Raw genomic sequence first — 16,792 nt, forward strand, 5'->3', positions numbered from 1 at the left:
AAAGTCTTTGGTATTATATAAACCTACAAGGTTTTGTCCCGACGCTTCGGGATTGCAGGTTGTTTAAACTTTAGAACAAAGAGAATCAGTCTTGAATTAAATCATATAAAAAAATGTAAGAACAAATAAGTTAAAACTGGGGAATTTCAAATTAAATGAACTTACATTTCTTATATGGTTATTTTAATTATCTATTTTCAATAATGCTTATCGCATATCCTCCTCCAGGAGCAGAAAGCTGTGATAATTTTGATTTATTTGTCACCGCAATTTTCTTGATTGTATAAGCCTGCGGATTTGTTTTGTAATGCGCATCTTTTGCATCAGCATAAATCGTTGCTGTGTATTTTTTACCTTTTTCAAGGAAACTGAAATCGATGTTTGAAGTACGAGCCGTTTCTCCGTTTACGTTTCCAACAAACCAGTTGTTAGTTCCTTTTGCTTTACGGGCAACCGTGATAAAATCTCCAGGCTCAGCCTCGATATATTTACTTTCAGACCAGTCAACAGCTACATCTTTGATGAATTGAAAAGCATCTGGAAAACGGTTGTAGTTCTCTGGAGTATCAGCAGCCATTTGTAATGGGCTATACATTGTAACATATAAAGCCAATTGATTACAGATTGTACTGTTTACATGCGATTTGTTATCCGGATTCATTTTGCTGATATCCATTTCGAAGATTCCAGGCGTGTAATCCATTGGACCACCAATTAATCTTGTAAATGGGATAACTGTAACGTGATTTGGTTTAGAACCTCCAAAAGCTTGGTATTCTGTTCCTCTTGCCGCCTCGTTTCCAATTAAGTTCGGGTATGTTCTCGCGATTCCAGTCGGGCGAACGGCTTCATGAGCGTTCACCATAATTTTGTAGTCAGCTGCTTTTTCGATAGCGTATTGGTAGTGATTTACAATCCATTGGCTGTAGTGGTTTTCACCTCTTGGCAAAATATCACCTACGTAACCGCTTTTTACAGCATCATATCCGTTATCGTTCATGAATTTGTAAGCAGCATCCATGTGGCGCTCGTAGTTACGAACAGATCCTGAAGTTTCGTGGTGCATGATGATTTTTACACCTTTAGATTTCGCGTAAGCGTGTAAAGCCTTCACGTCAAAATCTGGGTAAGGCGTTACGAAATCAAAAACGTAATCTTTAGAATGTCCGAACCAGTCTTCCCAGCCTTCGTTCCATCCTTCAACTAAAACAGCATCAAAACCATTTGCAGCAGCAAAATCAATGTATTTTTTTACGTTAGCATTGTTAGCTCCGTGCGTTCCGTTTGGTTTTGCTTTCGCGAAATCTGTAACTCCCAATTGAACAGTTGGATAGTCATTTGTGTAAGACCAAGAGCTTTTTCCTGTAATCATTTCCCACCAAACTCCGATATATTTTACAGGTTTGATCCAAGAAGTGTTTTCAATTTTTGAAGGATCATTTAAGTTGTATGTCATTTTTGAAGCTAAGATTTCTCTAGCATCATCACTTACGATAATCGTTCTCCAAGGAGAGTGATTTGGCGCTTGCATGTGTCCTTTATCTCCTTTTGCATCTGGAGTTAACCAAGATTCGAAAACTAAGTTTTTGTCATCTAAATTTAAATGCATACAAGAATAGTCAATCAAAGCCGCTTCGTGCAGGTTGATGTAAATTCCGTCAGCAGATTTCATCATCAAAGAAGTCTGAACCCCTGTTGGTGAAAATGACTTTTGAGAAACGTTTGCTGTGTATGCTTTTTGAGATAAACCTCTAATTTCTGATAATTTTGATTTTGTATAATCATATTCCTGAGTATCATAGTCTCCAGGAATCCAGAAAGCAGTATGATCTCCAGCCATAGCAAATTGAGATCTTTCTTCTTTAATTATAAAGTAAGTAAGATTCTTTTGCGCTGGAAATTCATAACGGAAACCTAAACCGTCATCAAACAAACGAAAACGGATTACGATTTGTCTGTCTGTACTTTTTTGGTTTAAAGTAACTGCCAATTCATTATAATGATTTCTAATTTGATCTACTTCGCCCCAAACCGGTTTCCAAGTTTCATCAAAAGTTGAAGTTTTAGTATCAGCAATTGTAAAGTCATTCAATAAAGATTTTTTATCATCTTTCAGTTCAAGACCTAATTTACTGGTTTTTACAACTTCTTTGTTTTTGTATTTTAAATTGTAAGTTGGAGTTCCGTCGCTTTGAAGCGAAAATTCCATTACGAACTTTCCTTCGGGAGATTTTAATTGTTGCGCTTTAGCGATTGTGCTAGCCGCAAACAAGATTAAACTTGCGAAAAATAAGTTTTTCATGTTTTTTTGATTTTAGAAATATTAATTAATTGAAGCAGGTTTTTCTGCTGTTATCGGTTTCCCGTTTACGATAATCGTTAAATCCTGATCGCCGTCTACGGTAAAATTAGTTTCGTCATGATTTACAGAAACCTTTAAAATCTGGTTTCTGAAATTGATTTTAAATGAATAGCCTTTCCATTCTTTAGGGATTTTTGGAGAGAAATGAAGCTGGTCATTTTTAACACGCATTCCGCCAAAACCTTCTACAATGCTCATCCAAGTTCCAGCCATTGAGGTAATGTGACAGCCTTCTTCTACTTCTTTATTATAATCATCTAAGTCCAGACGAGAAGTTCTTAAATAGAAAGTATATGCCATGTCCATTTTATCTAAAACAGCAGCTTGAATTGAGTGCACACAAGGGGAAAGTGAGCTCTCGTGAACCGTAAAGGATTCGTAAAATTCAAAATTACGTTTTAATTCTTCTTTAGAAAAATGATCTTCGAAAAAATAAAAACCTTGCAACACATCGGCTTGTTTGATATATGGCGAACGTAAAACGCGATCCCAAGACCATTTTTGATTAATAGGACGTTGTGATTTGTCTAAATCTTTAACAGGAACTAAATCTTTGTCTAAGAAACCGTCTTGCTGTAAGTAGATTCCAAGTTCTTCAGAAATAGGGAAGTACATGTCGTCTGCCACTTTTTTCCATTCTTTAATTTCTTCAGACGAAAGATTTACTTTTTCTAAAATTCTTTTATGATCTGAAGGATATTCCTTGGCTACTTTTTCTATTTGTTCTGAAGCAAAATCGATACACCATTTTGCAATATAATTGGTGTAGAAATTATTGTTGATGTTGTTTTCGTATTCATTTGGACCTGTTACGCCCAGAATCACATACTGATTTTTATCTTTAGAAAAAGAAGCTCTCTGATGCCAGAAACGTGCAATTCCGATTAAAACTTCTAATCCTTTTTCTGGAATGTATGAGTAATCTCCTGTGTAACGGTTGTAGTTGTAAATAGCAAAAGCAATCGCTCCATTTCTGTGGATTTCTTCATGCGTGATTTCCCATTCGTTGTGGCATTCTTCACCATTCATGGTAACCATTGGATAAAGAGCAGCGCCGTTTTTGAAACCTAAATTATCTTTAGCATTTTCAATCGCTTTATCCAATTGGTTGTAACGATACGTCAATAAGTTTCTTGCAACTTGCTGATCTTTTGTCGCCATGTAAAACGGAATACAATACGCTTCAGTGTCCCAATAAGTAGATCCGCCGTATTTTTCTCCTGTAAATCCTTTTGGTCCAATATTCAAACGAGAATCTTTTCCTGAATACGTTTGGTTTAATTGGAAGATGTTGAAACGAATTCCCTGTTGTGCTTTAACATCACCTTCAATGGTAATATCTGACATTTCCCAGATTTTTGCCCAAGCATCAATTTGGTTTTGAAGCAAGGTTTCGTAACCTAAAGCAACTGCAGATTTAATTACTTTTTCGGCTCCAGCCAAAGTATTTTCGTGGTTTAAAGAGACAGTATAACCTCCAATTTTCTGAATCGTTGAGGTTTGTCCTTTTGCAATAATAGTTCCGTAAGTGTACTGAACTTTATCTGTTGTTGAATCGATTGTTGACGGAGAAACATTGATGTTTTCGCCATTTGCCAAAATCGTATTGTGCATGAAAGTCGTAACTTTAAAATGCGTTTTGAAAGTCTGCGCGGTTACAAAAGCTTCATTTGTTCCTTTTTTAACTTCAAGTGGTTCCCAGAATTTTTCTTCCCAGTTTGCATCTTCGTTTGTAACTCCAGCATCGATATACGGTTTGTAAACAATTTTTGCATCTTTGTTTAAAGGTGTAATATCGTATTTAATAACTCCAGCTTCGTCTAAATCCATTGAAAGAAAACGGCGAATGTTTACAGTGATTTCAGTTCCGTTTTTTAGAACAGCTTCAAAAGAACGATTGTACCATCCTTCTTTCATATTCAATTCTCTGCGGAAATTTCTAACCTCAGTACAATTGTGCAAATCAAGGTTTTCTTCGTTGATTTCTACATCAATCCCAATCCAATTAGGAGCATTCAAAACTTTGGCAAAATACTTCGGATAGCCGTTTTTCCACCAGCCCACTTTTGTTTTGTCTGGATAGTAAATTCCTGCAATATAGCTTCCTTGGAAAGTTTCTCCAGAATATGTCTCTTCAAAATTCGCACGCTGTCCCATAGCGCCGTTTCCGATACTGAAAAGACTTTCAGACGATTTTACTCTTTCAGCATCAAATCCTTCTTCTATTACGGACCAATTGTCTGGTTTTATATAATCTTGATTCATTTGTTTAATTAGATAATTGGGCAATGTGTCAATTAGATAATTTGTCAATTGGGATAATTGGATAATTATTTTTTTTGACTTTTATTCTATTGAATTGCTGTTGTTTTACATTTTTTTTAATTGAGACAATTCGTCAATTAGATAATTAGATAATTCGTTTGTGGAGAAATTATCTAATTATCAAATTTTCTCATTATCTAATTAGTTCCTCAATAAAGCTTGTTTCGATTTGGGTAAAATCTTTAAAAATATGATCAGCTTCATGTAAAATTGTTTCCTCACCAATTCCCACACTTACCATTTCTGCGATATTTGCTGCCTGAATTCCGGCAACAGAATCTTCAAATACAATTGAATTTTTTGGATCAATGTTTAATAATTGAGCCGCTTTTAAGAAAACTTCGGGATCTGGTTTTGCATTGCTGACATCATTTCCGTCAACAATAACATCGAAGTAAGACAGAACCCCTGTTTTTTCTAGAATTGGTCTTGCATTTTTACTGGCAGAACCCAATGCAATTTCTTGATTTTTATCTTTTAACAGTTTTAGAATTTTTAAAACTCCTGGAAGAACCTCACTTTCATCCATGTCAACTAAATAAGATAAATAATCTTCGTTTTTTTGAATCAGCCATTTGTCTTTGTCTTCTTGAGAAGCTTTAACATTGCCCAATTCAAGTATAATATCTAACGAGCGAACTCGGCTCACGCCTTTTAAAAGTTCGTTATGTTCGTGTGTAAAATTTATGTTTAAAGACTGAGCAATTTTCTGCCAAGCCAAAAAGTGGTATTTTGCGGTATCTACGATCACTCCGTCAAGATCGAATATGAATGCCTTTTTCATTTTAGGGGAAATTATTCTTAAATTATGATTTTTTAGAAAAGTCGTCTACGTCTTTTACTTTAGAAACTAAAGCGGCAGCAATTAGAAAGCTTACACCACTTGTAACCAAAGCATAAATGGCATCTCCGTTGTAAAGATATTTTACAATTGGACCTCCAATTAACGCATTTACAATTTGCGGAATAACAACAAAGAAGTTGAAGATTCCCATGTAAACACCCATTTTTTTAGGAGTAATAGATCCGGCTAGAATAGCGTACGGCATTGCCAGAATACTTGCCCAAGCAACTCCAATTAAAATCATTGGAAGCACAACCCAGTCTTCATTTGGCATGAAATAAATGGATATTAAACCAATTCCTCCAATAATCAATGAAAGGGAATGTGTTGCTTTTCGACCAATTTTTTTAGCGATGTAGGGTAAGAAAAACAAAGCGACGATAGCAGAAACTAAGTTGTAAACACCAAATAAAATTCCGACCCAGTCACCCGCATCTTGATATTGCTGGCTAGAAGTGTCATTTAATGGTAATCCGTAGATATGGTGCGCGATGGCTGGAGTTGTAAAAACCCACATTCCGAATAAACCAAACCAAGAAAAGAATTGCACCCAGCTAAGCTGACGCATAGTTAATGGCATTTTTGCAAAATCGGTAAAGATGTCTGTAATTTTTGATTTTTCTTCAGAATCAGAAATCACTTCATTTTGCGGATCTTCGAATCTTGCCAATTCTTCAGGCGAATATTCTTTGGTTGTGAATAAGGTTACTAAGATAGAACCAATTAAAACCGCCGCGCCAATGATAAAGGACAAAGTCAGATTTAACGGAACACTTCCTGGAACTGTGCTGTTTGGTACGCCAAAATATTTCGTTAAAACGTATGGCAATGCAGAACCAATTACGGCTCCAAAACCAATTAATGAAGTTTGGATACTAAATCCCGCAGTACGCTGATCTGTTCTTAAATTATCGCCAACAAGTGCACGGAAAGGCTCCATGGCAATGTTGAAAGAAGCATCCATGATCATCAACATTCCAGCTCCAACCCACAGAGCGGGAAGTACAGAAATGAAAATGTTGGCTTGTGGCATTAAAACTAATCCCACCGAAGCTAAAATGGCTCCCACTAAAAAGAAAGGTTTTCGTCTGCCGAATTTCCCCCAAGTTTTGTCGCTATAATGACCAATAATTGGCTGTACTATTAATCCCATAAGGGGAGCAATAATCCAGAACCACGAAAGTTCATGTACATCGGCACCAAAAATTTGAAGAATTCTGCTGGCATTTGCATTCTGAAGTGCAAACCCCATTTGTATTCCTAAGAAACCGAAACTCATGTTCCAAATTTCCCAGAAACTTAATTTACGCTTTTCCATTATCGTAATTTGTGAAAAATTATACGATAAGCGCTTTGCTTATCAAAACTTACTGTTTTTTCGAAGTAAAAGTAAAAGCCTTGACGGGCGTAAAAGTATAAATTATTTTTTTATTTATGCTAATAAAAAAGCCATAAATATTTTTTATGGCTTTGGAATAGATTGATTTTAAGAAAATTAGTCAGTAGATTCTCTTTTTATAAGATGCGTTTCTATAACTTCTGTAGTATAATTTTCGGTATGTTCTTCGTCGTCATCTTCTTCGGCTTCGAGTCTTTCAATAAGCATTTTAGCTGCTTTATTACCCATTTTTTCGCCACTTTGACTTACCGTTGTGATAGTTGGGGTAGAGTATTTTGAAATAATTCCGTCAGTAAATGCAATTACCGCCAAATCTTCAGGAACCTTCAAGCCCATTTTATTGGCTGTTTTGATGATTGTTACCGCAAAAAGCTCATTTACAGCAAAAACAGCATCAAAAGCCCTTTCATGTAAAAGCTGACTGATAGTAATTTCACAAGTTTCTACATCTTCAATTTTGATAATAAGATCTTCATTAAAAGGCAGTCCATTGTCTAATAATGCTTTTTCGTAGCCGTCTGTCCTCAGTTTTCCAACACTTACATAATCGACTGTAGTGACTAGAGCAATCTTCTTTCTACCATTGTCAATTAAACTTTGAACGGCTTCATAAGCAGCAGATTTATCATCAATAATTACTTTATCGCATAATATATCGTTGGTAACACGGTCAAACATTACTACAGGCATTCCCTGATTGATAACTTCGGTAATATGATGGAAGTCGCCTTTGTATTGTGTTTCTTTAGAGAGAGACATGATAAAACCATCTATACTTCCGTTGGCCAGCATTTCCATATTTAGAACTTCTTTGTCAAAAGAATCGTCTGATACACAGATTACTACGCTGTATCCGTATTCATTTGCGACTTGCTCGACTCCGTTGATAACAGTAGAGAAAAAGTAGTGTACAATTTCGGGAATAATGATTCCTATACTCTTCGTTTTTCGGTTTTTTAAACTGAGAGCAATATTGTTTGGTTTGTAGTTGTAAAACTTCGCAAAAGCCTGCACTTTTAGTCGTGTTTCTTCGCCAATTTCAAGACTGTTTCTAAGTGATTTTGAGACAGTTGAGATAGATACGTCAAGCTCCTTTGCAATCTGTTTTAAGGTTATTTTGCGTTTCATGGTTTTATTTGAAAAAAATCTAATTATTAATAAAGGTATCTAATATTTTTAGAATTGATAATTTTTGACTGAAAAGATTACAAAATATAGAAAGTTTTCAACACTACCACGTTTTCGTAACGCATAATAAATTGCCTCTGGTCGAGCATGTTAATAAATTCATAATTTTGAAATTCGAAGTAAAATTAAAAACTTAACTAACGTTCAAAAACTCAAAACTAATTTAAACAAAAAGTATGAAAACAATTTACAAAAAGTTGTTATTTTTATTCCTATTGTTGCCTTTTACAGTGTTGGCTCAGAACACTTTAAAAGGGACTGTTGTTGACAAAGCAACAGGTCAGCCAATACCAGGGGTAAATGTAAATGTACAAGGTGCTCCAAACGGTGCATCAACTGGATTTGATGGAAATTACCAGCTATCAAATGTTAAAAACGGTAACAAAATCGTTGTTTCTTTTATTGGATACAAAACGGAAACAATTGAATACACTGGTCAAAAAACATTAAACGTTTCTTTAGAAGAAGACACAAATCAGCTTAAAGAAGTTGTGGTGCAAGTGGGTTACGGTACTGTGAAGAAAAAAGATGCAACAGGATCTGTTTCTCAAATTGCAGCAAAAGATTTTAATAAAGGAATTAACGTAACTCCAGAAACATTAATTAGCGGACGTATTGCCGGTGTAAATGTTGTTGGCGGTGGAGCTCCAGGTGCAAAAGCAGATATTAGAATTCGTGGAGGTTCTTCTTTAAGTGCTTCTAATGAGCCATTAATTGTTATTGATGGACTTCCGATGAGTAATGCTGTTCCAGATGGTGCTACAAGTGTTTTGTCTACAATAGATCCTAATGATATTGAATCATTCACTGTTTTAAAAGATGCATCTGCTGCGGCAATTTACGGTTCTCGTGCAGCAAATGGTGTAATCGTAATTACAACTAAAAAAGGAACTAAAGGTGGAGTAAAAGTAAACTTTAGCTCTCAAGTTGGTATCAATACTGTTGCTAACACTGTTGATGTGATGGGGGCTGATGAATATCGTGCAATTGTAAATGCAAACGGTACTCCAGCTCAAAAAGCTTTGTTGGGTACAGCAAATACTAATTGGCAGAATGAAATTTTTAACACGGCTCTTACAACCAATAATAACATATCGGTAAGTGGTTCATTATTTAATAAACTTCCAGTACGTTTATCTGTAGGTAATGTTGATAATCCTGGAATATTAATGAATACTTCTTTTGAGAGAACTACGACATCGTTATCGTTAAATCCAGTTTTATTTGACAATCATTTAAAAATTGATATCACAGGAAACTTAGCTTTTGGTAAAAATCAGTTCCAAAATGAAGGAGCAGCAATTAGCAGTGCTATTATATTTGATCCTACACAGCCAGTATATCAAGAAGGTTCTAGATATGGAGGATACTTTGAATGGCTAGAAGCAAATGGAAATGTAGCATTGTTGCCAGCAAGAAACCCTGTAGCGAGATTAAATCAAGAAGACAGAAGAGCAACTTCTACAAGAAAATGGGGTAATATTAGATTAGATTATAAATTTCATTTCTTCGAAGATTTAAGAATTGTTGCAGAAGCAGGTATCGATAAATTTGATAGTGATGGTTATAATGCAATCAGTACTGAAAGTATTTTAGGATACCAGCCTAACACATTTGATAAAGGTAACTGGGTAAACTTAGGAGGATATACTCATTATACAGATAATCGCCAGAACAAAAACTTAAACGCGTACTTTAATTATACTAAAGATATTGGTAAGTTTAAAATTGATGCAACAGCTGGTTACAACTATCAGTTATTCCAAAGAGAAGGATTTAACTCTGGAGATGTTAAGCAACCAAATCCGCCTGCGGATGTTACGACTGATCCAGATATCAATTTACAATCTTACTTTGGACGTGTAAATTTAGGATATGACAGTAGATATTTATTAACTGTTAACTATAGAAGAGACGGAACTTCTCGTTTCTCTAAAGAAAATAGATGGGGTAACTTTGCCGGAGGTGCTTTTGCATGGAACTTGGCAGAAGAAGCATTCTTAAAAGACAATGCAACTTTATCTAGCTTAAAATTAAGAGTTGGATACGGAACTACTGGGCAGCAAGATATTCCGCGTGCATACGATTATTTGCAGCGAGTAACATTAGGAACGCTAAATACACAATATCTTTTTGATGGTGTTATTTATAGAGCTGCAAGACCTGAAGGATACAACAAAGATATTAAATGGGAAGATTTAGCAGAAATGAACCTTGGGGTTGATTTTGGATTCTTTCAAGAAAGATTGACAGGTTCTGTTAACTATTTTGATAAAAAATCTAAAGATCTTTTAGCTGAGATTCCAGTTCCAGATGGAGCAAATATTAGAAATCAAGGATATAATAATATTGGTAGTGTACGAACAAAAGGAGTAGAGTTTAGCCTTCAATCTGATATCATCAAAAATGATAAATTATCATGGAATCTAGCTGCTAACGTAACCTATATTGATCAAAAAATTTCTGATTTAGGAATACAGGTTCCTGGTTTTCAAGGTATTATTACGGGTGACGTAATAGCTGGTGGTACAGGAAATCAAGTGTTAATCCACTCAGAAGGATATGCTCCAAATTCATTCTTTGTATTTGAGCAATTATATGATGAGAACAAAAGACCTATTCAAGGTGCTTATGCAGACAGAAATGGTGACGGAGCGATTACAGATGCTGACCGTTATAAATATCATAAACCAACTGCAGATTATACTTTCGGATTATATTCTACTTTGAATTACAAAAAATTCGATTTTGTAATGAACTGGAGAGCTAGTTTAGGAAACTATATTTTTGATAACGTAAGTTCTGATAAAGGATATTTACAAGCAGGTTTAAGAAGAGATTCAGATCTAGCGAATATTACTAAAGATTATTACAATACAGGTTTTACAACTGAAAGTAACAATAATGCAACACAACGTAATTACTCTAATTATTACGTAAAAGATGCTTCTTTTATTAAGTTAGACAACATTGTATTAGGATATACATTCGATAAAACGTTATTAAAATCGGCTTCATTAAGATTTACGGCAGGGATTCAAAACGTGTTGGTGCTTACAAAGTACAATGGTTTAGATCCTGAAAAATTCAACGGAATAGATAATAATGTTTATCCGAGAGCGAGAACATTCTTGTTTGGAGTAAACGCGAATTTCTAATAGTACATTGAAAATTAAATTTAAAAAATAAATAAAATGAAAATATCATTTAAATATATATCTTATTTTCTCCTATTTATATTAGGATTAAGTATGACGCTTACTTCATGTACGAGTGACTTAGATGTGAAGCCAACAGATGATGATGAGTTTCTTTCTGATGACTTTTTTCAAGATCCGGCATCGTATAAGCAAGTAATGGCAAAATTATATGCAGGTTTGTATGTAGGAGGTAATGATGGTGACGGACAAGCTGATATTTCTGGACTTGGAGGAGATTTCAGTAGTTACCTTAGATTAATGTTTGTTACTCAGGAGTTTCCAACTGACGAAGCTATTGTGGCTTGGTCTGATGATGGTTTGCCTGCTATAAATGGGCAAAAATGGAGCCCAAGTAATCAGTTCTTGTATGGAATTTTTTCACGCGCTTTTTATGAAATCAGTGTTGCGAATGAGTTTTTAAGACAAACAACAGATGAGAAGTTAACTTCAAGAGGGGTTGATGCTAATTTAAAAGCAGAAGTTGCTACTTTAAGAGCAGAAGCACGTTTTTTAAGAGCATTCTCTTATGTTAACTTAATGGACTTATTTGGAAATGTGCCAATTACTACAGAAGCAGATCCAGTTGGATTTTTCTATCCAGAACAAAAAACAAGAGCAGAAGTTTTTGCTTTTGTAGAGTCAGAGTTAAAAGATATGGATGCTACTTTAGCACCTTCTGGATCTAATGAATATGGTAGAGTTGATAAAATAGCAGCTAAATTTTTATTGGCACAGATTTATTTAAACTCTAAAGTTTATACTGGAACAGAAAGATACAATGAAGTAGCTACACTATGTAACGAGATTACTAGTTCTACTTATACTTTTGCAGATGTACCTTACCGTTATTTGTTTTCTGCAGATAATAATAGAAACGGAGCACAAACCGAAGTTATTTTCCCAATCGTAGGAGATGGAAATGCAATTAGAGCAATCGGTGGAGGTATGAGTTTTATTTTGCACGCATCTATCGGAGGAAAAATGGTTAGCGCTGACCAAGGAATGGACGGAGGTTGGTCTGGTATTAGAACAAGACCAGAATTTGTACAATTATTTCCAGACGTAAATGCAGCTTCTGATAAAAGAGGAACATTTTTTACTGATGGACAGACTTTGGATATAGCTGATTACGGAGTATTTACTAATGGTTATGCGGTTACAAAATTTACAAATGTAAATTCTGATGGTTCTAAAGCACAAAGACCAGATATGCCAGACACAGATTTCCCTATGTACAGATTGTCAGATGTTTATTTGATGTACGCTGAAGCTACACTTAGAGGAGCATCGTCTGGAAACATAGCAACAGCTTTAGAATATGTAAATAAAATTAGAGCAAGAGCTGGTGCTGGTGTTATTACAAATTCTGAATTAACATTAGATTTTCTTTTAGATGAGAGAGGACGCGAATTATTTTGGGAATGTCATAGAAGAACAGATTTAATTCGTTTTGGTAAATTCACAGGATCGTCTAAAATCTGGCAATGGAAAGGTGGTGTTAAAAATGGTAGCGGTACAGACTCATTTAGAGATTTGATGCCTATCCCATCACGAACAATCCAAGCAAACCCAACTTTAAAACAAAATCCAGGATACTAACTAACCCTTATAAAAAATAAATAAAATGAAAAATATATATAAAATTTTAATCGCATTCATTGGTGTATTAGCGGTGTCATGTAATGCAGATGATGTAGAAGACAGACCAGTAATTACACCTACAGATGCCCCAGTTTTACTTAGCCCTCAAAACGACTTTAACATTGTTCTTTCTAAAGAAAATGAAAAAGAGATTGCAACTACAGTAATTTGGGATTATGCAAAATACGATGGTACAGCAACTGTTATTAATTATACTATCGAAATTGCAAAAGCAGGAACAAAATTTGCAGCGCCTGTTGCTGTTACTACAACAACAACACGCTATAGAGCTTTGACAGTAGCAGAATTAAATTCAGCTTTAGTTAATGGAGGTTTTGTTGAGAAAGAAGAGAACGATGTTGATATTCGTATTAAAGCTACTGTTGGTACAGGAGCAGAAGCGCAATATTCTAATTTCTATACTTTTAAAGCGACTCCTTACCACGTGCCATTGGCAACTTCTCACTGGTTGGTTGGTGCAGCTACTCCAGGAGGATGGTCTTGGGATGGTGATGCAGAAACAGAATTCCCATTAGTAGTTGGTAAAACAGATGTTTATCAAGTAACAGTTGTTCTTAAAAGCGGAGAATCATTTAGAGAATTCTTAGGAAACAACTTTACAAGCAATGGTAACTGGGATGCTAGCCGTAACTATACTTACTATTCATCGGCTGGTTATACTATCGATGACGAATTGGTAAATGCTGGTGATGGCGATAGTAACTTTAAATATACAGGAGTTACAGGACCAAGAGTTTTAACAATCGATAATAGTGCAAAAAAGATCACATTAGATTAATTTTTAGTGCGTAATAACCGAAAAAGGGCTATCTCCAGATAGCCCTTTTTTAATCAAACTAACTAACCAAACAAACCACGAGATTATGAAAAAAACAATACTTTTTATTTTCTTTTTACTATCAATAAATACTTATGCTCAGCAAATAACTGTTTCTCCAGCAGTATTTCAGGTAAATGAGCCCATTACAATTACAGCTTCATTTACGTCGAGCACCTGTAATACTATGGGAACAAACCCGACTAAGGTTTATATGCATGCAGGAATAGGTAGTGAAGCAAATCCTTGGCAAGTTGCCAAAGGAAATTGGGGAGTCGATGACGGCGTTGGATTAATGACTAAAAATCCAAATGGTACGTGGAGTATTACCATTACACCAAGCGTATATTTTGCGTTAACTTCGGCTCAGCAGACAGCAGCAACAAAAATGGGAATTGTATTTAGAAATGCTAACGGAAGCCAGACATTGAAACTGGCGCCGTCGTGTACCGACTTTTTTCTTAATGTTGGCTCTTTTCAAGTTTCGCTAACTTCTCCCGCAGAAAATAGCACTAGCATTATTGCTTCTGGTTCCAATTTTAATATTGCCGCGACAAATACAGGTGGAGCAGGAAGCTATACCTTAAAAGCCAATGGAACAACAATAAATACGAATGCTAGCACTTCAAATTATTCGTATACGCATTCTAATATTACAGCCAATCAAAATTATGAATTGATTGCGACTCAAGGAGCAACTACAATTTCAAAGAAATTTACTGTAGTTATAAATCCGAATACTGTTTCTGAAACCATGCCTGCAGGTTTGGTTGATGGAATTAATTACAACCCTGCCGATTTTACAAAAGCAACTTTGGTGCTAGATGCGCCATTAAAAGATTTTGTTTATGTGGCCGGAAGTTTTAATAATTGGCAGCCAACGACAGCTTATGCCATGAAAAAAGATCCGTCTTCGGGAAAATTTTGGTTAGAAATAACGGGATTGGTTGCGGGTGAAAATAATACCTATCAATATTGGGTAGTTGATACGACTCCTTTGGCAAATTCGCCTTCAATGGTGAAAGCAGCCGATCCTTATTCTACGTTAGTTTTATCTCCTTATGATGATCAATATATTCCTGCGGCTTCTTATCCGAATATGCCTGTATATCCAACTGGACAAAATTTTGAGGTTACAGTTTTAAAAACTGGACAGACTCCTTACAATTGGCAGGTGACAAATTTTGTAAAACCAGAAAAAGAAAAATTAGTGGTTTATGAAGTTTTAGTTCGTGATTTTGATGCCGCAAGAAGTTATCAGAGTTTAATTGATCGAATAGATTATTTTAAAAATCTAAAAATAAATGCGATTGAATTAATGCCTGTAATGGAATTTGAAGGCAATGAAAGCTGGGGTTATAATACCTCATTTCACATGGCTTTGGATAAGTTTTACGGAACTTCGGACAAATTAAAAGAATTCATTGATTTGTGCCATCAAAACGGAATTGCTGTAATTCTCGATGTGGCTTTAAATCACGCTTTTGGAAGAAACCCAATGGTAAGAATGTGGATGAATGATCCTGACGGGGACGGTTTTGGTTCGCCAACAGCAGAAAATCCATATTTCAATACAGTGGCAAAGCATAGTTATAGTGTAGGTGAAGACTTTAATCATCAATCACTAAAAACACAGTATTATGTAAATCGTGTGATTAAGCAGTGGATTGAAGAATATAAAATTGATGGTTTTCGTTGGGATTTAACCAAAGGATTTACGCAATTATGTACGGCAGGCGATAATTCTTGTACCGATTCATTCAAACAAGATCGTGTTGATATTTTGAAAAAATATGCTGATTTTTCTTGGGCAATAGATCCGACGCATTATACAATTTTCGAGCATTTAGGAAGCGATGCAGAAGAGAAAGAATGGGCAGATTATAAAGTAGCAGAAACGCCAAGTAAAGGTGTAATGATGTGGGGAAAAATGACAAATGAGTACAATCAATTGTCGATGGGATATGCCTCAGATAGTAATATTTTTAGAATGAATAGTGCAAATCGCGGATTTACTGCAAATCGATTAATGGGTTATGCCGAGAGCCATGATGAAGAACGTTTAATGTATAAAAATGTACAGTATGGAGCTTCGAACGGGAGTTATAATGTAAAAACATTCAATACAGCATTGTCTAGAATGTCTGCTATTGGTGCAGTCTCTCTATTAATCCCTGGACCTAAAATGATTTGGCATTTTGGTGAACTAGGATGGGAGAATTCTATTTTTACCTGTAATGATAATTCTGTAAATACAGATTTTGATGCTGTGGGGGGAGATTGTAAATTAGACACAAAACCACAGCCACAATGGACAGGAAATTGGTTAGGAAATTCAAATCGAAATCAAATTTACAATGATTGGGCTAAGATGATTACGCTTAAAAAAACAGAACCAGTTTTTTTAGGAACAGCAACAATGGCTAATGCAACAACTTTGTTGGTAAATATTAAAATTACAAATAGCAATTTGACTTCGGCTCAATTGAAAGATGTTGTGATTTTGGCCAATTTTGATACAGCCGCACAAAATATGATTCCAGGATTTCAATATACTGGAGCGTGGTACAACTTAATGGATAATTCGACAATTAATGTTACAGATGTAAATGCACCAATAAATTTAGCTCCAGGAGAATATAGAATTTATGGCAATAAACAAGCAAATCTGGCAATAGAAGATTTTGAAAAAGGAAATCAAGTTAGTCTGTATCCAAATCCTGTTACGGATTATTTTACTTTAGGTTTTAAAACTTCTAAAGTAGATATCTATTCGATTACAGGACAATTAGTAAAGACATTTAATACAAACGGAAATACAGATTATCAATTCTCAGTAAATGGTTTAACTACTGGATTATATCTCGTAAAAACGTTTGACGAAAATAATAAGGTTCGCGTCGTGAAGTTTATTAAAAATTAGGTTTGGTTAGTAATGAAAAAAGGCTGTCTAGAAATAGACAGCCTTTTTTTGTTTAAGTAGTTCTATACAAAT

The 16,792-nt window shown here is 35.1% G+C and carries 9 protein-coding genes; 4 read left to right on the forward strand and 5 right to left on the reverse strand.

The features are described 5' to 3' along the window. Positions 1–187: 187 nt before the first annotated feature. From AC3E9W_RS04460 to AC3E9W_RS04480, 5 genes are all read right to left on the reverse strand, one after another. Positions 188–2,302 (reverse strand): glycoside hydrolase family 97 protein, encoded by a 2,115-nt coding sequence (locus AC3E9W_RS04460; RefSeq protein ID WP_488767138.1) that lies wholly within the window; start codon positions 2,300–2,302, stop codon positions 188–190. A 21-nt stretch (positions 2,303–2,323) separates the two neighbouring features. Then, positions 2,324–4,627: a glycoside hydrolase family 65 protein gene (locus tag AC3E9W_RS04465; protein WP_488767140.1), complete on the reverse strand. Its 2,304-nt coding sequence runs from the start codon at positions 4,625–4,627 to the stop codon at positions 2,324–2,326. A gap of 193 nt (positions 4,628–4,820) precedes the next feature. Further along, on the reverse strand, positions 4,821–5,471 hold the full coding sequence (pgmB, locus tag AC3E9W_RS04470; protein ID WP_488767141.1) for a beta-phosphoglucomutase: 651 nt from the start codon (positions 5,469–5,471) through the stop codon (positions 4,821–4,823). A 22-nt stretch (positions 5,472–5,493) separates the two neighbouring features. Further along, complete coding sequence (locus AC3E9W_RS04475) at positions 5,494–6,849, reverse strand: MFS transporter (RefSeq protein WP_488767143.1); 1,356 nt, start codon at positions 6,847–6,849, stop codon at positions 5,494–5,496. 177 nt (positions 6,850–7,026) lie between these two features. After that, positions 7,027–8,058, reverse strand: coding sequence for a LacI family DNA-binding transcriptional regulator (locus AC3E9W_RS04480; protein ID WP_125723200.1), 1,032 nt, complete (start codon positions 8,056–8,058; stop codon positions 7,027–7,029). A gap of 236 nt (positions 8,059–8,294) precedes the next feature. Here AC3E9W_RS04480 and AC3E9W_RS04485 point away from each other — a divergent pair, with 236 nt between their 5' ends. From AC3E9W_RS04485 to AC3E9W_RS04500, 4 genes are all read left to right on the forward strand, one after another. Then, positions 8,295–11,276: a SusC/RagA family TonB-linked outer membrane protein gene (locus AC3E9W_RS04485; protein WP_488767145.1), complete on the forward strand. Its 2,982-nt coding sequence runs from the start codon at positions 8,295–8,297 to the stop codon at positions 11,274–11,276. 36 nt (positions 11,277–11,312) lie between these two features. Then, a complete protein-coding gene (locus tag AC3E9W_RS04490) occupies positions 11,313–12,917 on the forward strand; it encodes a RagB/SusD family nutrient uptake outer membrane protein (RefSeq protein ID WP_488767147.1) in 1,605 nt (534 codons plus the stop codon). 25 nt (positions 12,918–12,942) lie between these two features. Beyond that, positions 12,943–13,758 (forward strand): SusE domain-containing protein, encoded by an 816-nt coding sequence (locus tag AC3E9W_RS04495; protein WP_488767149.1) that lies wholly within the window; start codon positions 12,943–12,945, stop codon positions 13,756–13,758. A gap of 85 nt (positions 13,759–13,843) precedes the next feature. Beyond that, complete coding sequence (locus AC3E9W_RS04500) at positions 13,844–16,720, forward strand: alpha-amylase family glycosyl hydrolase (RefSeq protein WP_488767151.1); 2,877 nt, start codon at positions 13,844–13,846, stop codon at positions 16,718–16,720. Positions 16,721–16,792: the final 72 nt, after the last annotated feature.

This window comes from Flavobacterium sp. 38, assembly GCF_057799715.1.